This window comes from Amycolatopsis rifamycinica, assembly GCF_000695625.1.
GTDB classification, from domain to species: Bacteria; Actinomycetota; Actinomycetes; order Mycobacteriales; family Pseudonocardiaceae; genus Amycolatopsis; species Amycolatopsis rifamycinica.
In genome coordinates, this window is sequence record NZ_JMQI01000064.1 from 115,368 (window position 1) to 135,655 (window position 20,288).

At 72.0% G+C, this 20,288-nt stretch carries 20 protein-coding genes; 8 read left to right on the forward strand and 12 right to left on the reverse strand.

Features of this window, described 5'->3' with window-relative positions:
* The first annotated feature begins 8 nt into the window (after positions 1 to 8).
* From DV20_RS30755 to DV20_RS30785, 7 genes are all read left to right on the forward strand, one after another.
* Positions 9 to 932 carry an aldo/keto reductase gene (locus DV20_RS30755; RefSeq protein ID WP_235191024.1) on the forward strand — a complete coding sequence of 308 codons (924 nt, stop codon included), beginning with the start codon at positions 9 to 11 and terminating at the stop codon, positions 930 to 932.
* Between the two features lie 82 nt (positions 933 to 1,014).
* Entirely contained in the window at positions 1,015 to 2,550 is a 1,536-nt protein-coding gene (locus tag DV20_RS30760) for an NAD(P)-binding domain-containing protein (RefSeq protein WP_043786439.1), read from the forward strand.
* Positions 2,550 to 3,620: an alpha-hydroxy acid oxidase gene (locus DV20_RS30765; RefSeq protein WP_043786440.1), complete on the forward strand. Its 1,071-nt coding sequence runs from the start codon at positions 2,550 to 2,552 to the stop codon at positions 3,618 to 3,620. The genes DV20_RS30760 and DV20_RS30765 overlap by 1 nt, the downstream gene beginning before the upstream one ends.
* A complete protein-coding gene (locus tag DV20_RS30770; protein ID WP_043786442.1) occupies positions 3,617 to 4,846 on the forward strand; it encodes a cytochrome P450 family protein in 1,230 nt (409 codons plus the stop codon). Before DV20_RS30765 ends, DV20_RS30770 begins: the two co-directional genes overlap by 4 nt.
* Entirely contained in the window at positions 4,843 to 6,123 is a 1,281-nt protein-coding gene (locus DV20_RS30775; RefSeq protein ID WP_043786444.1) for a cation:proton antiporter, read from the forward strand. Before DV20_RS30770 ends, DV20_RS30775 begins: the two co-directional genes overlap by 4 nt.
* Positions 6,124 to 6,186: 63 nt before the next feature.
* Positions 6,187 to 6,834, forward strand: a complete 648-nt coding sequence (locus DV20_RS30780) for a response regulator transcription factor (RefSeq protein ID WP_043786574.1) — start codon at positions 6,187 to 6,189, stop codon at positions 6,832 to 6,834.
* A complete protein-coding gene (locus tag DV20_RS30785; RefSeq protein ID WP_043786446.1) occupies positions 6,831 to 8,024 on the forward strand; it encodes a sensor histidine kinase in 1,194 nt (397 codons plus the stop codon). The genes DV20_RS30780 and DV20_RS30785 overlap by 4 nt, the downstream gene beginning before the upstream one ends.
* A 70-nt stretch (positions 8,025 to 8,094) precedes the next feature.
* Here DV20_RS30785 and DV20_RS30790 read toward each other — a convergent pair whose 3' ends face one another.
* The 9 genes from DV20_RS30790 to DV20_RS30830 all read right to left on the reverse strand — a co-directional run bounded on the left by DV20_RS30790 (position 8,095) and on the right by DV20_RS30830 (position 16,869).
* Positions 8,095 to 9,372, reverse strand: coding sequence for a HEAT repeat domain-containing protein (locus DV20_RS30790; RefSeq protein ID WP_051736205.1), 1,278 nt, complete (start codon positions 9,370 to 9,372; stop codon positions 8,095 to 8,097).
* A 56-nt stretch (positions 9,373 to 9,428) separates the two neighbouring features.
* Positions 9,429 to 10,718 carry a histidine--tRNA ligase gene (gene hisS / locus DV20_RS30795; protein WP_043786448.1) on the reverse strand — a complete coding sequence of 430 codons (1,290 nt, stop codon included), beginning with the start codon at positions 10,716 to 10,718 and terminating at the stop codon, positions 9,429 to 9,431.
* 34 nt (positions 10,719 to 10,752) lie between these two features.
* Positions 10,753 to 11,142: a hypothetical protein gene (locus tag DV20_RS30800; RefSeq protein ID WP_043786449.1), complete on the reverse strand. Its 390-nt coding sequence runs from the start codon at positions 11,140 to 11,142 to the stop codon at positions 10,753 to 10,755.
* A 112-nt stretch (positions 11,143 to 11,254) separates the two neighbouring features.
* The gene (locus tag DV20_RS30805) at positions 11,255 to 12,430 is read right to left on the reverse strand and encodes an amidohydrolase family protein (protein ID WP_043786450.1); all 1,176 of its coding nucleotides are present in this window, start codon (positions 12,428 to 12,430) and stop codon (positions 11,255 to 11,257) included.
* 1 nt (position 12,431) lies between these two features.
* A complete protein-coding gene (locus tag DV20_RS30810) occupies positions 12,432 to 13,544 on the reverse strand; it encodes an MAB_1171c family putative transporter (protein ID WP_043786452.1) in 1,113 nt (370 codons plus the stop codon).
* A complete protein-coding gene (locus DV20_RS30815) occupies positions 13,541 to 14,062 on the reverse strand; it encodes a hypothetical protein (protein ID WP_043786453.1) in 522 nt (173 codons plus the stop codon). Before DV20_RS30815 ends, DV20_RS30810 begins: the two co-directional genes overlap by 4 nt.
* Positions 14,059 to 14,487 (reverse strand): helix-turn-helix domain-containing protein, encoded by a 429-nt coding sequence (locus tag DV20_RS30820; RefSeq protein WP_043786456.1) that lies wholly within the window; start codon positions 14,485 to 14,487, stop codon positions 14,059 to 14,061. The genes DV20_RS30815 and DV20_RS30820 overlap by 4 nt, the downstream gene beginning before the upstream one ends.
* Positions 14,488 to 14,776: 289 nt before the next feature.
* Complete coding sequence (locus DV20_RS30825; protein WP_043786459.1) at positions 14,777 to 15,238, reverse strand: flavodoxin family protein; 462 nt, start codon at positions 15,236 to 15,238, stop codon at positions 14,777 to 14,779.
* Positions 15,238 to 16,869, reverse strand: coding sequence for a phospho-sugar mutase (locus tag DV20_RS30830; RefSeq protein ID WP_043786462.1), 1,632 nt, complete (start codon positions 16,867 to 16,869; stop codon positions 15,238 to 15,240). Before DV20_RS30830 ends, DV20_RS30825 begins: the two co-directional genes overlap by 1 nt.
* A gap of 30 nt (positions 16,870 to 16,899) precedes the next feature.
* On the opposite strand from DV20_RS30830, the gene DV20_RS30835 reads away from it, so the two are divergent.
* Entirely contained in the window at positions 16,900 to 18,063 is a 1,164-nt protein-coding gene (locus DV20_RS30835; protein ID WP_043786577.1) for a glycosyltransferase, read from the forward strand.
* Between the two features lie 79 nt (positions 18,064 to 18,142).
* Here DV20_RS30835 and DV20_RS30840 read toward each other — a convergent pair whose 3' ends face one another.
* The 3 genes from DV20_RS30840 to DV20_RS30850 are packed head-to-tail and all read right to left on the reverse strand — an operon-like array spanning position 18,143 to position 20,276.
* Positions 18,143 to 18,922, reverse strand: a complete 780-nt coding sequence (locus DV20_RS30840; RefSeq protein ID WP_043786464.1) for a purine-nucleoside phosphorylase — start codon at positions 18,920 to 18,922, stop codon at positions 18,143 to 18,145.
* Positions 18,919 to 19,338: an ABA4-like family protein gene (locus DV20_RS30845; protein ID WP_043786578.1), complete on the reverse strand. Its 420-nt coding sequence runs from the start codon at positions 19,336 to 19,338 to the stop codon at positions 18,919 to 18,921. Before DV20_RS30845 ends, DV20_RS30840 begins: the two co-directional genes overlap by 4 nt.
* The gene (locus tag DV20_RS30850) at positions 19,335 to 20,276 is read right to left on the reverse strand and encodes a hypothetical protein (RefSeq protein WP_043786465.1); all 942 of its coding nucleotides are present in this window, start codon (positions 20,274 to 20,276) and stop codon (positions 19,335 to 19,337) included. The genes DV20_RS30845 and DV20_RS30850 overlap by 4 nt, the downstream gene beginning before the upstream one ends.
* Positions 20,277 to 20,288: the final 12 nt, after the last annotated feature.

Sequence of the window (20,288 nt, forward strand, 5' to 3'; positions counted from 1 at the left end):
TCGGCTGCATGGGCATGAGCCAGGCCTACGGCGTCCAGGACAACGACGAAGAGTCCATCGCGACCATCCACCGCGCGCTCGAGCTCGGGGTGACGCTGCTGGACACCGCGAACGTCTACGGCGCCGGCGTCAACGAGGAGCTGGTCGGCCGCGCGATCGCCGGCCGCCGCGACGAGGTCGTGCTCGCGACGAAGTTCGGCATCGTGTGGACCGGCGACGCGATGGGCGCCCGCGGGGACGCCGCGTACGTGAAGCAGTCGTGCGACGAGTCGCTGCGCCGGCTCGGCGTCGACCACATCGACCTGTACTACCAGCACCGCGTCGACCCGGACACGCCGATCGACGAGACCTGGGGAGCTCTCGCCGAGCTGGTGGCGGCCGGGAAGATCCGGTACGCCGGGATCTCCGAGGCGAGCGCGGCGACGATCCGGGCCGCGCACGCGGTGCACCCGGTGACGGCGCTGCAGAGCGAGTGGTCGCTGTGGACCCGCGGCATCGAGGGCGAAATCCTCGACACGTGCCGCGAGCTCGGCATCGGCATCGTCCCGTTTTCGCCGCTGGGCCGCGGCTTCCTGACCGGCGCGGTGAAGTCGGTGCGGGACCTGCCGGAGAACGACATGCGCCGCGGCCTGCCGCGCTTCGCCGAGGGCAACTTCGAGCGGAACATGGCGATCGTCGACGCGCTGCGCGAGCTGGCCGAGGAGAAGGGCGTCACCGCCGGGCAGCTGGCGCTGGCGTGGGTCCAGTCCCAGGGCGAGGACGTGGTCCCGATCCCGGGCACCAAGCGCCGCCGGTACCTCGAGGAGAACGTGGCCGCGGCTTCGCTGGAACTGACGGCCGAGGACCTGGCGGCCATCGCGGCGGCCGCCCCGGCCGACGCCGTCGCGGGGGAGCGCTATCCGGAACGGCTCGCCCGCGCGGCGGGGAAGTAACTTACTTCTGAGGCTTTTCTGAGATCTCCGGAGCAGGCTCGGCGCCGATCATGCGGTCGGTGCGGAGCCTCAGGAGGTCGTCGTGGCGGAGGAAGTGCTCGATTATCTGGTCGTCGGGGCCGGGCCGGCCGGGGTGCAGCTGGGGCAGTTCCTCGGCCACGCCGGGCACCGGTACCTGGTGCTGGAAGCCGGGTCCGCGCCCGGGCACTTCTTCGAGACCTTCCCGCGGCACCGGACCCTCATCTCCATCAACAAGAAGCACACCGGGTACACCGACCCGGAGCTGCGCATGCGGATGGACTGGAACTCGATCCTCGCCGACGGCGACGAAAATCCGGTCCTGTTCACCGATTACAGCGAGAAGCTCTTCCCGGACGCCGAGAACCTCCTCCGCTACCTCGCGGACTACGCGGCGAAGTACCAGCTGAACATCCGCTACGACACCCGGGTGACGCGCATCCGCCGCGAGCGGGAGATCTTCGTTCTCACCGCCGGTGACGAGGAGTTCCGGGCGAACCGGCTGATCATGGCCACCGGCGTGACCAAGCCGTACATCCCGGACTTCCCCGGCGCCGAGCTGATCGACCAGTACGTGGACGTCGACGTCGACCCGAAGAGCTTCACCGACCAGCGCGTCCTCGTGCTCGGCAAGGGCAACTCCGCCTTCGAGACGGCCGACAACCTGATCGAGCAGGCCGCGGTCGTGCACGTCGGCGGCCCGCGGCCGGTGAAGCTGGCCTGGCGCACGCACTTCGTCGGGCACCTCCGCGCCTACAACGCGGGCATCCTCGACATGTACCAGCTCAAGCTGCAGCACGCGATCCTCGACGGCGACGTGCGCGAAGTCCGCAAGGACGCCGACGGCTACCACGTCAAGTTCGCCTTCGCCCGCGCCGACGAAGTGATCAAGGAGATCCGCTACGACCGCGTGATCGGCTGCACCGGCTTCCGGTTCGACGCCGGGCTCTTCGACGAAGACTGCCGCCCGGAACTCACCATCAACGACCGGTTCCCGGCGCAGACCTCGACCTGGGAGTCGGTCAACGTGCCCGGCCTCTACTTCGCCGGCACGATCACGCAGGTCCGTGACTTCAAGAAGGCCACCAGCGCCTTCATCCACGGCTTCCGCTACGGCGTCCGCGCGCTGGCCAAGGTGCTGAACGAGCGCTACCACGATGTTCCGTGGCCGCACACCGAGCTGCCCGCCAAACCGGACGCGCTGACCGAGGCGGTCATCGCCCGGATCAACCGGACTTCCGGGCTGTACCAGCAGTTCGGCTTCCTCGGCGACGTCGTGGTCGTGGACGGCGACACGGCCCGCTACCTCGAAGAGGTGCCGGTCGACCGGGTCCTCGAAGACCCGCCGGACGACGCGTACGTCGTCACCCTCGACTACGGCCCGGACCACGACAAGATCGACCCGTTCGACTTCGTCGCCCGCGCCGCCCAGGACAAGGCCAACGACCACGGCGAAGGCCACTACCTGCACCCGATCGTCCGGCACTACCGCCGCGGCGAGCTCGTCGCCACCCACCACGTCACCGAAAACCTCGAGAACGAGTGGGACAAAGAGGTGCACGTCGAGCCGCTGACCGCGTTCTTCACCCGGGAGCTCTGATGCGGACGATCGCGGAGTTCGAAGCCGCGGCCCGCGAGCGCCTCGACCCGGCGCACTACGACTACTTCGCGGGCGGCGCGCAGGACGAGATCACCCTGCGGGAGAACGAAACGGCGTTCCAAAAGCTGCGGCTGATCCCCCGGGTGCTGCGCGGCAGCGACAAACGCGACCTGAGCGTGACACTGCTCGGCACGCCGTCCTCGATGCCGATCCTCGTCGCGCCCACGGCGTTTCACCGGCTCGCGCACCCCGACGGCGAACTCGCCACCGCGCGGGCGGCGGCGCGGGCGGGCACGATCATGATCGTCAGCATGGCCGCGACCACGGCGATCGAGGACATCGCCGCGGCCGCCCGCGAGGTCGCGCCGGACCCCGGCCTGTGGTTCCAGCTCTACCTGCAGCCGGACCTGGAGTTCACCGAGGCGATCGTGCGGCGCGCCGAAGCCGCGGGAGTGAAGGCGTTCGTCGTCACCGTCGACTCGCCCGTGCTCGGCCGCCGCGAGCGCGACGACCGCAACGCGTTCCACGACCTGCCCCCCGGGCTGTTCGTCGAAAACCTGCGCAACATCGGCGAAAACCGCAGTGGCGGCAACACCAGCCACGTCCGCGAAATCGTCATGTCGGCCGGGCTGAACTGGGACCACATCGCGTGGCTGCGGTCCAAGACCAAGCTGCCCGTGCTGATCAAGGGCCTGCTCCACGCCGAGGACGCGCGGCTGGCCGTGCACCACGGCGTCGCCGGCATCGTCGTGTCCAACCACGGCGGCCGCCAGCTCGACACCGTGCCCGCCACCATCGACGTGCTCCCGGAGATCGCGGCGGCCGTCGGGGGAGCGCTGCCGGTGCTGCTGGACGGCGGCATCCGCCGCGGCACCGACGTGGTGAAGGCGCTCGCCCTGGGCGCGGACGCGGTCGGCGTCGGCCGCCCGGTCGTGTGGGGGCTGGCGGCGGGTGGCCGGGAGGGTGTTTCGGAGACACTCGAAATGCTGCGGGCCGACTTCGACCAGGCGCTCGCGCTGTGCGGCGGGCGGCACCCGGCGGACCTCACCCCGGACCAGGTGCGGCGATGATCGGCAAGGTGCTCGCCTGGCTGCCCGAGCGCGTCGTCGCGCTGCGGATGCGGATCTTCGCGCTGGTCAACGGCCAGGACGCGGTGACGATCCCGGGTCCGCAGGTCGGCGTCGCCGACTTCCGGCGCGTCTACGCCGATCCGGCGGCGAACGGCCGCAGCCGCGGTGCCGCGCTGTCCGACCTGTTCTGGTACTGGCTGTCGCCGGGGGCCGAGGTGCACCAGGAACACCTGGAAGCCGGGCCGCGCTACGACGAGGTGGCCAAGTGCACCCGCCACATCCTGGTCAAGTCCAAAAAGGACTCCGAAGAGCTGACCCGGCGCGTCGCCCGCCACGTCCTGGACGGCGTCCGCCCCGGGCTCGTCCGGCTGCGTGACGAGATGATGCCGATCTGGGCCGAGCTGTACTACGAGCTGGTGTTCGACGAGCCGTGCCCGCCGCGGGCTCGCGAGCTCATCGTGGCGCACGCGGACGACGTCGCTTCGGCGCTGAAGTGTGTGCGGCCGCGGAACATGCGCCGCCGGGCGAGGCTGACGAAGTACCTCAGGCAGCGTCTCGCCGATGTCCCGCACCCGCTCCCGCAGTCCCTGACCGCGGAGGAGCAGGCCTACTACCTGCAGGGCACGTTCTTCACCACCGCCGTCGTGCAGATGTCGGAGGCGATGGCGCACCTGCTGATGATCATCGCGCGGGACGACGGCGTCCAGCAGCGGCTCGCCGACCACCCGGAGGACATCGACCAGGTCGTCGACGACGGCCTGCGCCAGTACCCGCTGTTCGGCATCGCGCACCGGATCTCCACCGCGGACATCGAGCTGGACCAGCTCACCATCCCGGCCGGGACGGTGCTGTGCTTCAGCTACCCGGACTTCGCCGAACAGGCCCCGGCGGAGGAGTTCATCCCGTTCGGCGTCGCGCAGAACCGCGCCTGCCCGGCCCGCGGGATCGCCCCGGTGACCATGCGGGTCGTGGCGCAGGAAGTGCTGCGGCGCTTCAGCCTCGCCTCGACGGCCGCCCACACGCGGTCCATCCCCAACCGCGGCCCGGCCCTGCTCACCCCGCGCGGGGACCGCCGCCGGCGCGCGCCGCTGGTGTGGCTGGCGGTCCGCGACCGCTGGGAAGACGTCTGGCGCAGCTTCGCCCAGCTCGTGTTCGGCACGTACATGGTTCTCGACGCCCGCCGCCTTGCCCTGTGCTCGACCTACTTCGCCGGAGGCAACCGATGAGCCCGTCCGAAGCAGCACCGGTCTTCTTCCTCGCCGTCGTGGTGATCCTCGTGGTGGTCCGGCTGGTCTGCCTGGCCGCGGTCAAGCTCGGCCAGCCGCCGGTGGTCGGGGAGATGATCGCCGGCGTGCTGCTCGGCCCGTCGCTGTTCGGGCTGCTGCTGCCGGACGTGCAAGCGGCGATCTTCCCGGACGGCATCCGCTCGCTGCTCTACGTCGGCGGCCAGATCGGCCTGGTCATCTACATGTTCGGCGCCGGCTACGAGTTCAACCTGCAGAGCATCGCCCGGTCGCGCAAGTCGGTCGCGGCCATCTCCTCGGCCGGGACGCTGGTGCCGCTGGCGCTCGGCGTCGGCGTCGCGGTCCTCGGCACGTCGTGGGTCGACATCGGCAAGGACGGCGTTTCGCTGGTCACCTCGGCGGCGTTCGTCGGGGTGGCGGTGGCGATCACGGCGTTCCCGATGATGGTCCGGATCATCACCGAACGGGGGATCGCGTCGACGAAGTTCGGCTCGCTGGCGCTGGCCTGCGGCGCGCTCGACGACGTCCTCGCGTGGCTGCTGCTGGCCGTCGTGCTCGGCATGCACGCGGGGTCGGCCGGGCCGGTGGCGCTGGCCCTCGGCGGCGGGCTGCTGTTCGCGCTGCTCGTGTTCATCGTCGGGCGGCGGCTGCTGAACCGGATGATGCGCAGCGACCGGGTGACCGTCGACCAGCGCGTGCTCATCACCGCGATGGCGTTGTTCGCGGCGGCCTGGTTCACCGACACCATCGGCCTGTACGCGGTGTTCGGCGCGTTCACCGTCGGCGTGGCCTTCCCCCGCGGTCTCGCGTCCGACGCGGTGCTCGCGAAGATCATGCCGATCGGGCGGATCGTGTTCGTTCCGCTGTTCTTCACCTACTCGGGTCTGAACACCCGGTTCGCGCTGCTCGCCGACCCGAAGCTGCTCGCCTTCGCGCTGGTGACGGTGGTCGTCGCGATCGTCGGCAAGCTGGGCGCGTCCTGGGGCGCGGCCCGGCTGGCGGGCGAGCCGCCGGAGATCGCGTCGCGGGTCGGCGTGCTCGTCAACGCGCGTGGCCTGATGCAGCTGATCGCGCTCAACATCGGGCTGGCCGCCGGGATCGTCTCCTCGGCGTTGTTCACCGTGCTGGTGCTCGTCGCGCTGGTCACCACGATCATGACCGCGCCGCTGCTGAGCTGGCTCGACCGGCGCGATGCGCGCAAGGGGAGCACCGCCCTGCTCCTGACGGCCGAACCTGTTCCGGTGACCGGGAAAAGTTGATTCTTCAAGTTCGGAAATAACTGTCAAGATGGATCGGTGCGCGACGGGGTGGCGAAGCCGAGAGTGCTGCTGGTCGAAGACGACCGGGAACTGGCGGGCATGTTGGGCGAGTTGCTCGCGGACGAAGGCTACGAGACCGAGGCGGCGCACGACGGCCAGCGAGGTCTGCACCTGGGCCTCACCGGGCGGTACGACGTGATGGTCATCGACCGGCGGCTCCCGGTGCTCGACGGGCTGGAGCTGCTGCGGCGGCTGCGGGCCCGGGCGGTGACCACGCGGGTCCTGGTGCTCTCGGCGCTGGGTGAGGTGGCCGACCGCGTGGCGGGCCTCGACGCCGGCGCGGACGACTACCTCGTCAAGCCCTTCGAGGCCGAGGAACTGCTGGCCCGGCTGCGGGCGCTCGGCCGCCGTGACCTGGAAGGCGCCGAGTGCCTGCCGCTCGGCACGGCGGCCCTCGACCTGCAGCGGCACGAGGTCGTGCTGCCGCGCGGCGAGCGGATCACGCTGTCCGGGCGGGAGTTCGAGCTGCTGCGGGCGCTGGCGCAGCGGCCCAAGGCGATCCACCCGCGGGCGGCGCTGCGCACGCGCGTGTTCGCCGACTCGACCGGCGAGTCCATAGTGGACACTTACGTGTACTACCTGCGGCGCAAGCTCGGCCGGGACGCGGTGCGGACCGTGCACGGCCTGGGGTACCAGATCGGCGTGGTATGAGTCCCGACCCGGAGGAGCGAGCCCTGCGGCGGGCGCGGTGGGTGATCACCGCGCAGATCTCCGTCGTGGTGTCGCTGCTCGTGGCCGTCGCCGGCGCCATCGCGTACGGAATCCTGCTGTCCGGTCAGCACGCCGACGCGGACCGGCTGCTGGCCAGGACGATCCAGCTCGGCCCCGCCGCGACCCCGCCCGGCTGCGTCTGGCTGTTCACACCGGCAGCGCACGCCCCCGCGGGGCCGCCGCCGGCGGGCATGCCGATCCCGGAGCTGGACGCGCTCGTGCCGTCGCCCGGCGACGTCCACACCGAACGGCGCTCGATCGGCGGGATGACGCACACGATCCGGGTGGAGAACCGCGGCGGCGTCGTCTCCCAGGCGTTCTTCGAGGAGCGGTACCAGATCCAGGACCGCTCGTCGCTGGTGTTCGGGCTCGGCGTCGCGGAGGTGCTCGCCCTGCTGGCGGCCCTGGGGTGCGGCCGGGTGCTGGCCCGCCGGGCGATCCGGCCCCTGGAGGACGCCCTGCGGCGGCAGCGGACGTTCGTCGCGGACGCGTCCCACGAACTGCGGGCGCCGCTGACCCGGCTGCACACCCGCGCGCAGCTGCTGGCCCGGCGGGCGTCCGGCCGCGACGCGGCCGAGCTCGACCACCTGGTGCGCGGCACGCGGGAACTCGGCGAAGTCGTCGAGGACCTGCTGCTGTCGGCCCAGGCGTGCGGCGAACGGCCGTCGCTGGAGCTGGTCGAACTGGGCGTGCTGGCCGAGGAGGCGGTCGCGGCGGAAGCGGTGCGCGCGGAGGAGGGCCAGGTCCGCCTGGCGGTGACGCGCGAGCGGCGGCCGTACGTCGTCCAGGGCGTGCCGACGGCGTTGCGCCGCGTGCTCTCGGCGTTGCTGGACAACGCACTCGGCCACACCCCGCCGGGCGGCTCGATCGAGGTGTCCCTCGGGGTCCCCGACGAGCGGCACGTCGAGCTGCGGGTCCGTGACACGGGAGCGGGTTTCCCCCAGTCCGACGCGGACCGCATCTTCGAGCGGTTCGCCCGCGGCTCCGACGGCGACGGCCGCCGCTTCGGCATCGGCCTGGCCCTGGTCCGCGAAGTGGTGACCGGCCACGGCGGCACGATCGCGGCCGCGGCCCGCCCCGGAGCCGGCGCCACCTTCACCCTCCGCCTCCTCCGCGCCGACCCCTCGTGATCCGGCCCGGAACTCGTGTGATCAGGCCCGGAACTCGTGTGATTGAAGCCGGAACTCACGAGATCCGGCTTCAATCACGTGAGTTCCGGCCTTGATCACGTGAGTTCCGGGTGGCTGGGAGGGCGAAGCGGATTTCGCGGGCCAAGGCGGGGTCGAGGGTGGTGCAGGCTGCGTCGATTTCGGCGGCCAGGGCCGGGGGCGGGGTGGTGTAGGTGGTCGTCGAGTGCCGGAGCCAGGTGTGGATGTCCTGGTGGGCCTGGGCGGCCAGGTCCGGGTCGGCCAGCAGGGCGAGGTCCGTGTGCAGGCGCACCCACGTGTCGTGGTCGCGGAGGAGGGCCGCGGCCGCCCGGCGCGTGTGGACCGGGCGGGCGGGGTCCAGCAGGGCCCGCAGCGTGGCCGGGTCGGTGAACCGCCCGCGCAGGAACGTCACCACCTGGCGGGTCACCGCGGGCGACGGGTCGGTCAGCAACGGCCGCACCGCCTCCGACTCCGGCGCGATCCGGCGCAGGCCGCGGACCGCCGCGCGGCGGATCCGGGGCCGGTCGTCGGCGAGGTGACGCTCCAGCCGCGCAGCGTCGGCGGCCGTGCCGGTCTCACCGAGTCCGGCGATCGCGCCGAACGACGCCGGCATCGCGCGGTAGTGCGCCGCCGGGTCGCCGCCCGCCTTCAGGACCAGGGCTTGCGCCATCGACCGGACCGCCGACGAACGGTCCGCCAGGGAGACCACGGCGGCGTCGGTGCCGAGCAGCGTCAACGCCCGCACCCGGACCTTCGGTGCGCCGGCCGCCGCCAGCTCCTCGACGTGTTCGCCGCGGTCGAGCAGCACGTTGCCGCACACCGCGCGGACCACGAAGTCGTGGTCCCGCAACGCGATGTCGAGCAGCCGCTCGCGGGAAAGAAGCCCGATCGCCTCGCCGTGGAACCAGCGGCGGGTTTCCCGGTCCTCGAGTGCCAACGCGTCCTCGAGCACGTTCGGCAGCGCCTCGCGCAGCAGCGTGGTCATCCAGTCGTCGACCGCACGCCGCCGCAGGAGGCCGAGCAGCGGCAGCATCGCGCGCAGCGTGGGCTGGTCCAGTTTGGACGAGACGGCCGACCGGGCGCGCTCCCGGACCGGCCGGACCCAGTCGACGCACCGGAGCAGCAGGAGCGGCAGCGCTTCGGGGTCCGTGCTGACCGCCAGCCGTTCGACGGCGGCCTCGCGCAGATACCCGTTGCTGTCACACGCGGCTTCGGCCAGTTCTTCGCGCGAAAGCCGGCGGCGCAGCCGCCTTTCGGCGCGGTACCACGACGCTCGCCGCACGGCCGTGTCGAACTCGATCCACTGCCGCACGTCCTCGAAAACGATCATCGGCCTCCCCCTCCGGCGCCCAGGATGCCCTGGCGCCGGAGGGGAGTCGAACCCATTTACGCGAGCAGGGCCCGCACGGCCGCCGGGGCGTCCGCGGCCGCGACCGGGTTCTGCTCGCGCGTCGCCAGGCTCCGGACCGTCACGTTCCCGGCGGCCCAGTCCTCCTGGCCGACGATCACCACCGCGACCGCGCCCGCCTTGTCCGCGCGGGTCAGCTCCTTGCCGAGCTTGCGGTGCTCGATCGGCGTCGACGTCCGCAGTCCCGCGGCGCGCAGGGACGCCGCCACCGAACGGGCCGCGTCCGAAAGGTCCTCGGTCACCGGGATGACCATGACGTCGACCTCGCTGCGCGGGGCCGGCGTCAGTCCGTGCGTGTCGAGGAAGTCGATCAGCGTCACGTCGCCCATGCCGAACCCGATGCCCGGGATCTGCTGCGGCGTGAACATCGACGCGAGGTCGCTGTAGCGGCCGCCGCCGAAGAGGGCGCGGCGGTTCTCCGGCGAGGTGTCGAAGACTTCGAACACGGTCGACGTGTAGTACGCCAGCCCGCGCACGATGATCGGCTCGTACTTCACCAGCGAGCTCGCGCTGCTGTTGAGCACCTTCACGAGGTTCGACTGCTCCCGCACCTCGGCGGGCAGCTCGTCGAGCAGCGCCTCGCCCGCGTCGAGCGTCTCGGCGAGCTTCTCGAACTGCTTGTCCGACAGCCCGATCTCCCCGGCGCTCTCGGCCAGCTTCTCGCGCGGGTACTTCTCCCAGCGGTCGACGAGCGCGAACACCTGGGCCAGGTGGTCGGCCGACACCCCGGCGACGTCGGTGAGCGCCGACGTCAGCAGGTTCCGGTCGTTGACGCGCAGCACGAACATGTCCGGCGTCGCGCCCAGCGCGGCCATCATGTCGTGCACCAGCTCGAAGATCTCGATCTCGCAGTTGGCGCTGTCCGAGCCGAAGATGTCCGCGTTGATCTGCCAGTGCTCGCGCACGCGGCCGCGCTGCGGCGCCTCGTAGCGGTGGCAGTTCGGGTGGCTGTACCAGCGGACGGGGAACGACAGCGACTTCGCGCTGCCGGCGATCATCCGCGCCACCGACGGCGTCATCTCCGGCCGCAGCGCCAGCCGCCGCCCGCCCTTGTCGGTGAGGGTGTACAGCTGCTTGTCCGCGATCTCCTGGCCGGACTTCCGCTCGTAGATCTCGGCCGACTCGAGGATCGGGCCGTCGTAGCGGAGGAAGCCGCGGCGCTCGAGGACGTCGTAGAGATGACCGAACACCTGCGTTCGCACGGACATTTCGGCGGGCAGGAAGTCCCGGGTCCCCTTGTAGGGCGCGGTCGGCAGGTATTCAGGCACGTCGCCAGCTTAACGACCGGCCGCATCCGGGTTTTCAGGGGAAGGCGACCCCGTAGGCGGTGAGCAGCGTCGCCGCGGCCAGCAGGACCGCGCCCACGGACGTCACGCGCCCGCCGAGCCTGCCCCTGCCCGGGATCAGGTGGACGAAGAATCCACCCGATTGGGCGAGGATCCCGAACAGCAGCAGGAAGCAGCCGATCCACAACGTCGTGTCGGACAGCGTCGTGCGGCTCAGGATCTGCAGCGCGACCAGCGCGAGGATCAGCAGGACGCCGGCGTGCGCGTGGCCGGCCCGGAACATCGCGCGCTGGTGCTCGGTCAGCTTGCGCTCGCGCATGACGCCCATCAGCGCGTAGCCGCCGTACATCACGGTCGGCAGGGAGACCAGCGCGATCACCGTGAACAGCTGGGTCGGTCCGTGCATCGAAAGCTCCTCCTCGGGTTGACGACGCAACAGTAACACTGTTTTAAAACGCTGTCACCAAACCGGCACTTTCACGTGAAAGTGACCTAGAGGAGTTCCCTCCGGATCACTTTCACGTGAAAGTGGCGGACTGGCCTTGGGCGAGCACCAGCAGGGGATTGCGGAGAGCGGCCAGCGAGGCGAGCGGATCGCCTTCGACGACCAGGACGTCCGCCGCCAGCCCGGGTTCGAGACGGCCGGTCACCGCGGCCAGCCCCAGCCCGGCCGCGCTGTCCTCGGTCGCGATCTCCAGGATCCGGCGGCGGGAGAACCCCAGCCATTCGTAGAGCTCCAGCGCGCCGGCCGGGTCGTCGAACACCGAGCCCGGCAGGCCCGCGTCGGTGCCGGCGAGCAGCCGGACGCCGTGTTCCTCCAGCCACGGCAGCCGCCCGTACATCGCCTGTGCGACGTCGTCGCCGAGCTTCTCGACGATCACCCGCCAGTTGCGGCTGCTCGTGGAGCACGCCGAGATGCCGTCGGCCGCCATCCGCTTCGCCACGTGCGTACGGCGGTCGAACGACCGCGGCCCGGTCAGGAAGCTGCAGTGCTCGACCGTCGAAACCCCGGCTTCGACGGCGGCCTCGATCGCGTCGGCGCCGTGGGCGTGGGCCGCCACCGGCAACCCGTGGGCCGCCGCGTGCTCGGTGACCACCCGCAGCTGCCGGGCGTCGAACTGCGACTCCCACATGTCCGCGCCGCCTTCGGTGATCTGGCCGCCGCTGGCCATCACCTTGATGACGTCCGCGCCCGCGGCCGCGTTCGCGTCGATCAGGGCGCGGATTTCGTCGTCGGAAGCCGTTTCGCCGCCGAAAAAGTGGCAATGACCGCCCGGCACGGTGATCGGCGGCCCGGACACGAGCAGCCGCGGCGCCGGAGATCCCTCGAACGAGCGCCGGACGGCCGCGCCGAGGTGCTCGCGATCGCCGAGGTCCCGCACGGTCGTGACGCCGCTGCGCAGCAGCGCTGTGAGCCGCGAACGCGCGCCGTCCAGCCGGTCTTCGCTTTCGGAGAAGCGGGCCAGCATCTCCCGGGACGCGTCGAACGCCAGGTGCACGTGGACGTTGAACAGCCCGGCCAACGCGGTCCCGGTGGGGAAGTCGTGCCGGGCCGCGTCCGGCGCGGCCCGCGCGACGACGTCCGCGCGCGGGCCGCACGCGGCGATCACGCCGTCGCGCACGAGCACGGCACCGTCCTCGATCGGCGTGGCCGGCCGCGGCAGCACCCGGCCGGCGGTGATCAGGGTGTCCACGTCACTTCCCGTTCGTCATCGCGGCCGACAGCGCGAGCAGCGGCCGGACGTCGGATTCGAGGTCGTCCGCCCCGGCGGGCAGCACCTGCTTGGCGCGGCCGTCGGTGGGTTCGCCGTCCGCGTGCCGCCGCAGCGCCGCCTTCAGCGCGGCCGCCGCGGCACCGGGGTCGGTGGCCACGAGCTCGCCGAAGTCCGCGTCCAGGTACGGCGAGAGCTGCACCAGGCCGTCCCGGATCTCGATCACCCGCCGGTAGTGCCCGCGGTGGGACAGCCGGTCGCCGCGGCGCGGCGGGGTCCGCAGCACGATGCTGGGGAACGCCTCGACCAGGACCGTCCACAGGGGAGCGAGGGCCGCGTGCTCCCGCCGGTGCCGCCGGCGCCGCCGCAGCGCCGAGATCCGCGCCCGCACCCCCGGGTAGGTGACGCCCGCGAGGAACAGCATCCCGCCGGCGATCACGAAGGGCACCGCGAGCAGCAGCAGGATCTTCACGACCGGCCCGAACACCCACGCCACCACGATGTACAGCGCGCGGAGGATGCTGCCGGTGGCCGCGCTCGCCATGCCGATCGCGCCCAGCCGCAGCCCGATCCGCAGGTCGCGGTCGGCCACCCGCAGGTACCGCACGATCCAGGCGGTGCAGGCGATGAGGCCGTAGATCAGGTACAGCCCGGCGCCGAGGTAGAAGACCGCGACCCCGCTGTCGTGGATCGTCGAGGGCCCCAGCGGCAGCCCGCGCAGCTCCGGCCGCGTCAGCCGCATCGCGGCGATCATCAGCGCGATCGCCGCCGCCAGCGGGATCAGCTCGGCCACCACCCGGCGGTGCCGGCGGGGGCCCAGCGCCGAGCCGAGGAAGAAGATCACCAGCGCGCAGAGGCCGCACGCCAGCAGCGCGTTGTTCGCCACGCGCGACGCGCCCCGGCCCAGCAGCGCGTCGACGTCGTCGGAGAGCACCGGTTGCTGCAGCAGGAACGCCGCCGCGAACCCGGCCACGCAGGCGGTGACGGCCCAGTTCGGCACGGTCGGCGCTCGCGACACCTGGTAGATCCGCCACGCGAGCGCGGCGGCGAACAGCAGCAGGGCGATCAGGTTCACCGGGCTGAAAAGTGTGCTCACAACCACCCTTGGTGATCGCCGAGCGCCCCCTGGATCCGGCGGAGATCCCGGTCCGCGGCGCGCCGGGGGATCGTGTAGTTCAGGACCGACGCCCATTCGAGGATGATCGTCGCGACGGTCTCGGCTTCCCACTCGTGCGCGTCATCGTAGGACGAGCGGCGCAGGGCGCGGTGGACGGCATCGGGGTCGAGACCGGGCGCCGGGCCGCGCAGGAAGTCCGCCGGCTCGGCGTCGCCGTGCGGGTGGTGGTCGGCCAGCATGTGGCCGAGTTCGTGCAGGATGATGTGGTCCTGGTGCGATTTGGTCGTTTCGGCCTGGTAGAAGATGTAGTCCGCGGACGACGTCGCGATCCAGCAGCCGAACGGGCCCGGCACTTCGAGCGGGTACGCCATCAGCCGGATCGGCTTCCCGCGCCGCTCGCCCAGCCGCGCGCACAGCACCTCGACGTCCAGCGGCGGTCCGATGTCGAGCTCCTTGAGCAGCTTCCGGCAGCGGCGGCGCAGCTCGCGCTCCTTCATCGAGCCGCGCTTCCCTGGCCCCGGCTCTCGCCGTCCTCCGGGTTCCGGCCCTCGCGTTCGGCCCGCTCGTAGCGCTCGACGAGCTCCAGCAGGTCCATCACCTGCCGCCGCCCCTGCGGGGACAGCTCCTGGGCCCGCATCGCCATCAGCTGCGCTTCACCCGCCGGCGGCGCCGCCACCTCTTCGTCGAAGAAGTACGTCACCGGCACGCCGAACAGCCGGGCCAGCGCCTCGACGTAGTGGATCTTCGGGTTGACCCGCTTGCCCGTCGCGAGCTGCTGCAGGTAGGCCGGCGACATCGCCGGGCCGCCCGCCCGCTCGACGGCGGCCGAGATCTCCCGGTAGCTGTGCGGTGCCCGGCCGTCCAGCCGGGCGGCCTCGATCAGGGCGCTCAGGCGCTCCGCGAAGGTGCGTTCCCGTGCCATCTCCACCCCCTGGGAATCCAGCCGCGGAAAGTCTAGCCGCAGAGCCACTGTACGCACATGTTGACAGCTGTCGTATGCAGTGGTTTACAGTTGGCTCGCCTCTCGCCTGACCCTCCGTGCCCTGGGGGTGTACGGAACGGTTCAGGCGAGAGGTTGTCGCGCCTTCGACTCGTCATGATCGGCCGTCTGTAGTACGCTTCACAGGCCAAGGTTGATCGCCCTCGGGCGAACCCTTGGTCACGGCCTGTTGCCGGAGGTCGACCCCCAGGGCTTCCGGTGACAGGCCCCTTTAATTTCCGCGGTCCATCAGTGTCGCGGCCAGCGTGCCGCCCAGTTCGGCGCACGCTTCGAAGGTTTTCTTGTCCGGTTCACCCGTGGTGATGACGGGTTCTGCCGCTTTGGCCCACGCCAAGCCCGTCGTGATGGCCAGCAGTTGCCGTTCCGTGCCCGAGGTGTCGCTGTTGCCGTGAATCCAGTACCCGAACGGGCGACCTCGCGTCTCGTCCAGGCACGGGTAGTAGATCGTGTCGAAGAAGTGCTTCAGCGCGCCGCTCATGCTGCCCAGGTTCGCCGGCGTACCCAGCAGGTAGCCGTCGGCTTCGAGGACGTCGGTGGCGGTGGCCGCCAGCGCCGCCCGGCGGACCACCTCCACCCCCTCGATGTCCGGGTGCGTCGCCCCGGCCACGACCGCTTCGAACAGCGCCTGCGTCGACGGCGACGGCGTGTGGTGGACGACCAGCAGCCGCGCCATCAGGCGAGTAGCTCCTCGACGTCCGCCCGCAGCGCCGTCAACCGCTCCTGAGCGGCGGCGCGCGCGCCGGCCAGATCGTCGGTCACCGGGGCCACCACCTGCAGGTACGCCTTCAGCTTCGGCTCGGTCCCGGACGGCCGCACGACCACGCGGACGCCGTCGCCGGTCAGCCGCACGACGTCGGCGTCCGGCAGCAGGTCTTCGAGGGTGACCTCGACGCCGCCCAGCCGGGACGGCGGCGTCGCCCGCACCTTCGCCATCAGCTGCCCGCGGACGGCGAGATCGGTGACCCGCAGCGAAACCTGGTCGGTCAGGTGGACGCCGTGGCGCCGCGCCAGCTCGTCGAGCACGTCCAGTGGCGTGCGGCCCTGCGCCCTGAGCTGCGCGGCGAGCCCGGCGGCCAGCGTCGCGGCGGCGATGCCGTCCTTGTCGCGCACGAAGCCCGGGTTCACGCACAGCCCGAGCGCCTCTTCGTAGGCGAACACCAGCCCGTCGCCGGCCCGGACCAGCCACTTGAAGCCGGTCAGCGTCTCGGCGTAGCGGGCGCCTTCGGCCTTCGCGATCTCGCCGAGCATCGACGACGACACGATCGTGGTGGCCACCAGCGGGTCCGGCAGCACCGTCCGATCCACTGTGGACAGCACGTGCGAGCCGAGCAGCACGCCGGTTTCGTCGCCGCGCAGCATCCGCCACCGCCCGTCCCGCTCGCGCACGCCGAGCGCGCACCGGTCGGCGTCCGGGTCGAGCGCGATCGCCAGGTCGGCGTCCACATCGGACGCCAGGGCGAGCAGCAGGTCCGTCGCGCCAGGTTCTTCGGGGTTGGGGAACGACACGGTCGGGAAGTCCGGGTCCGGCGCGGCCTGGGCGCCGACCAGGTGCAGGTCGGTGAACCCCGCCCGCTCGAACGCCGCGCGCAGCGTGTCGGCGCCGACGCCGTGCAACGCCGTCGCGGCCACCCGCACCGTGCGCTCGTGCCCCAGCGGCAGCGTCGCCACCTCGTCGAGGTAGCGGGGCAGCAGGTCGACGACCTCGGCGCCGGGCGCGCGCGGCACGTCGGCGGCGGGCGGCGCGGCCTCGATGGCCCGCTCGATCTCGCCGTCGGACGGCGGGACGATCTGCCCGCCGGTCGCGTCGTAGAGCTTGTACCCGTTGTCCGCCGGAGGGTTGTGCGACGCGGTGATCTGGATCCCGGCCACCGCGCCGAGCCTGCCGACGGCGAACGCCAGGATCGGCGTGGGCAGTGGGCGGGGGAACACCTTGACGTCGAACCCGGCCGCGGTCAGCACCTCGGCGGCGGCGGTCGTGAAGGCTTCCGAGCCGTGCCGCGCGTCGCGGCCGACGACGACCAGCGCGCCGGCGTGCCCGTGCGCCTTCAGCCACTGGGCGACCCCGGCCGTCGTGCGGGTGACGACGGCGACGTTCATCCCGTTCGGCCCGGCGCGCACCGGGCCGCGCAGGCCGGCGGTGCCGAACTCGAGCGGGCCGGCCAGCCGGTCGGCCAGGTCCACGGCGGCCCCGGGGTCGCTGTCCACCCGGGCCAGCACGGCCTCGAGTTCGGCGCGGGTGGCGGGGTCCGGGTCGGCGGCGATCCAGCGGGAAGCGGCGTCACGCAGGGTGGAATCCGATGTCACCGCGACAGCCTACGGGCTATGGTCGGGGGAGTGCGCTTACTCTTCACCTCACTGGGGTCCTTCGGCCACACCTTCCCGCTCGTCCCGCTGGCGGTCGCCGCGCGCGAGGCCGGCCACGACGTCGTCTTCGCCACCTCGGAAGACTTCCTGCCACAGCTGACCAAAGCCGGGCTCGACACGGCGGCCGCCGGGCTCGCCATCAAGGACGCCTTCGGGCAGGCGTTCGGCCAGGTGTTCGGCGACGCGGGCCCGCCCGGCCCGCCGGGGGACATCCCGCGGGAGGTGCTGTTCCCGGTGGTCGCGAAGGTGTTCGGCGAGCTGATGCCGAAGCGGTTCCTCGCCGACCTGCTGCCGCTGTTCGAGCACGTCCGCCCGGACCTGGTGGTCAGCGAGGCGGGCAATTCGGGCGGCGCGTTCGCCGCGCTGAAGGCCGGGCTCCCGGTGGTCTCGCACGGTTTCGGCCGCGTGTCGACCGGCGACCCGATGACCACGATGATCCGCGAGGCGATCCTCTCGCACGCCGGCGAGCTGGGCATCGAGGTCGGCGAGGACCTGACGTTCGGCGGCCCGTTCGTCGACATCTGCCCGGAGTCGGTGCAGGACCCGGATTTCCTGGCGCGCACCCACCGGGTGCCGCTGCGCCCGGTCGGCTGGAGCGAGCCGGGCGAGCTGCCGCCGGGCGTGCTGGACAAGCGGCGTCCGCTGGTCTACCTGACGCTGGGCACGGCGATGGGCCACGCGGGCGTGCTCGGCGAGGCGATCGCCGGTCTGTCCGGTTTGGACGTCGACGTCCTGGTCGCCACCGGCCCGTCGCTGCCCGAGGACGCCCTGGGCGAGGTCCCGGCGAACGTCCGGCTCGAGGCGTGGGTCCCGCAGGCGGCGCTGCTCCCGCACGTCGACCTGGTGGTCCACCACGGCGGCAGCGGCACGACGCTCGGCGCGTTCGGCGAGGGCCTGCCCCAGCTGCTGCTCCCGCAGGGCGCGGACCAGTTCACCAACGCGGACGCCGTCTTCGCGGCGGGCGTGGGCGACCGCCTGCTCGGCGCCGAAGTCACGGCCGAAGCCGTCGCCACCAAGGCGCGTCACCTGCTCACGGACACCGCGGTCCGCGACGCGGCCCGAGCCCTGGCCGCCGAAGTCGCGGCCATGCCGTCCCCGGCCGACGTCGCCGCCGAACTCCCCACCCTGGCCTGAGCCCAAGCGCCACTTTCACGTGAAAGTGACCCGGAGGAGTCCCCTCCACGTCACTTTCACGTGAAAGTGGCGGGCAGGGTCAGGCGCGGGAGACGAGCTCGCGCAGCAGGGAACCCATCTGGGTGGCCGCCGCACGGCCGGCTTCCAGGACTTCTTCGTGGTTGAGGGGTTCCCCGGTCATGCCCGCGGCCAGGTTCGTCACCAGGGACAGGCCGAAGACCTCGACCCCGGCCGCGCGGGCGGCGATCGCCTCCAGGACGGTCGACATGCCGACCAGGTCCGCGCCCAGCGTGCGCAGCATCCGGATCTCCGCCGGCGTCTCGAAGTGCGGCCCGGTCAGGCCCGCGTAGACGCCTTCTTCGAGCGACGGGTCGATCTCGCGGGCGATGTCCCGCAGGCGCTTCGAGTACAGGTCCGTCAGGTCGACGAAGTTCGCGCCGACGATCGGCGAGCGCGCGGTCAGGTTCAGGTGGTCCGAGATCAGCACCGGCTGACCCACCCGGAAGCCCTCGCGCAGGCCGCCCGCCGCGTTGGTCAGCAGCACCGACCGGACGCCGGCCGCCGCCGCGGTGCGCACGTTGTGCACCACCCGGTCGACGCCCTTGCCCTCGTAGAAGTGCGTCCGGCCGAGCATCACCAGTACGTTCTTGTCCCCGACCTTCAGCGACCGGATGGTGCCGCCGTGGCCCACCGCGCCGGGCGTGGTGAAGCCGGGCAGTTCGGCGAACGGGATCTCCGTCTCGCACTCCCCGATGACGTCCGCCGCCGGACGCCAGCCCGACCCCAGGACCACCGCGATGTCGTGCGCGTCCACGCCGGTGCGCTTGGCGATGGCGCTCGCGGCCTCTTGTTCACTCATGCGAGGGAGCGTAACCGGGCACTTCGAACCAGCAGGAAGAACACCAGCCCGAACGGCGAGAGGAAGATCGTCACCACCAGGATCGGGCTGACGATCCACGGCGAAAGGCCGGCCGAACGTCCTTCGAAGTACATCCACCGCGCGATGAACAGGTCGAACGCGATGAGGTGCGCCCAGACGAGCCCAGCGCCCCACGGCGTGGCCAGCAACGTCTGCAGGACGCCGAGGTCGGGCCGCAGCATCGCCCGTCCCCACTCGCCCAGGTGCGGCAGCACGAGCCCGAAGTAGCACACCAGCGGCAGCAACGGCACCCACGGCGACTTCATGATCCGCGCGGTCCACCGCCACCGCGGGGCGAAGATCAGCAGCGCCCAGAACGGCGCCGCCAGCGGGAAGGCCAGGTCGAAGACGGTCATCGGACGCGCACCGTGGCCCACGAGACCAGCCCGACCACCGCGGCCAGCAGCGCGAACGCGCCCAGCGTCGCCGCGTCCGGGTGCGCGATCGACTGCGCTCGCAGCGCCTGCCAGGTGACCAGCCCGATCAGGCCGGCGTACCCGGCCGCGCCGATCAGGACGAGCCGGACGCGGACGACGTCGTCACGCAGCCGCGGGAACCGCGCGGCCAGTGCCACCAGCGCGATGGCGAGCAGTGGCAGGGCCTGCAGGGCGTGCATGCCGACGAAGTGCGGGATCCGCAGGTCGCCGCCCACCGTGCTCCAGCCGAGGATCGGCAGGCCGGGGCCGCCGTCTTCGAGCCCGACGGTGTGCCCGCCGACCATGTCCGGCCGCCCGCCGGTCTTCCACTGCGCGAGCTGCTGCGCGGTCGGGTTCGTCATCAGCTGGCCGAGCGAAATCCCCACCAGCGAGAGGACCGCCCCGGCCCGCACCGCCCAGTACGACGCGCGGTCGGACACCTTCGTGAACAGCATGAGCACCGTGAGCGCCAGGGTGGCGACCCAGAGCACGGCGATCATCGCGGCCATGGTGCCGAAGACCGCGGCGTCCTGCGGGGTGGCGACGTTGAAGTGGCTCGCCCGGCCGCGCGCGGCCTGGAACACCAGCAGGACGTACTCGGCGGCGAAGATGAGGACCAGGAGGTTCGTGAGCCAGTTCGCGGTGCGCCGGAACCGCGGCAGCAGCGAGACGAGCCAGCTCCAGGTGGCGAAGTAGAGCGCGCCGGACACCGCGAACTTGAGCGGCTTCGCCCAGAGCGGCGCCCCTCCCAGAGCCCGCTGGTCGAGGACCATGGCGGCCACGCACAGCACCGCCACCACCCCGAGTGCGGCGGCCGCGAACCCGGACGGCCGGTGCCAGGAGTTCGTTCTTCCCCGGAGATCGGCAAGGATGGTCATGGTTCCCTCCCA

Excerpts from the sequence above, each read along its gene's own strand:
- DV20_RS30755 (WP_235191024.1), top strand. The coding sequence starts at position 9 with ATGGGCATGAGCCAGGCCTACGGCGTCCAGGACAACGACGAAGAGTCC.
- DV20_RS30765 (WP_043786440.1), top strand. The coding sequence starts at position 2,550 with ATGCGGACGATCGCGGAGTTCGAAGCCGCGGCCCGCGAGCGCCTCGAC.
- DV20_RS30770 (WP_043786442.1), top strand. The coding sequence starts at position 3,617 with ATGATCGGCAAGGTGCTCGCCTGGCTGCCCGAGCGCGTCGTCGCGCTG.
- DV20_RS30775 (WP_043786444.1), top strand. The coding sequence starts at position 4,843 with ATGAGCCCGTCCGAAGCAGCACCGGTCTTCTTCCTCGCCGTCGTGGTG.
- DV20_RS30785 (WP_043786446.1), top strand. The coding sequence starts at position 6,831 with ATGAGTCCCGACCCGGAGGAGCGAGCCCTGCGGCGGGCGCGGTGGGTG.
- DV20_RS30790 (WP_051736205.1), bottom strand. The coding sequence starts at position 9,372 with ATGATCGTTTTCGAGGACGTGCGGCAGTGGATCGAGTTCGACACGGCC.
- DV20_RS30800 (WP_043786449.1), bottom strand. The coding sequence starts at position 11,142 with ATGCACGGACCGACCCAGCTGTTCACGGTGATCGCGCTGGTCTCCCTG.
- DV20_RS30815 (WP_043786453.1), bottom strand. The coding sequence starts at position 14,062 with ATGAAGGAGCGCGAGCTGCGCCGCCGCTGCCGGAAGCTGCTCAAGGAG.
- DV20_RS30820 (WP_043786456.1), bottom strand. The coding sequence starts at position 14,487 with ATGGCACGGGAACGCACCTTCGCGGAGCGCCTGAGCGCCCTGATCGAG.
- DV20_RS30825 (WP_043786459.1), bottom strand. The coding sequence starts at position 15,238 with ATGGCGCGGCTGCTGGTCGTCCACCACACGCCGTCGCCGTCGACGCAG.
- DV20_RS30840 (WP_043786464.1), bottom strand. The coding sequence starts at position 18,922 with ATGAGTGAACAAGAGGCCGCGAGCGCCATCGCCAAGCGCACCGGCGTG.
- DV20_RS30845 (WP_043786578.1), bottom strand. The coding sequence starts at position 19,338 with ATGACCGTCTTCGACCTGGCCTTCCCGCTGGCGGCGCCGTTCTGGGCG.
- DV20_RS30850 (WP_043786465.1), bottom strand. The coding sequence starts at position 20,276 with ATGACCATCCTTGCCGATCTCCGGGGAAGAACGAACTCCTGGCACCGG.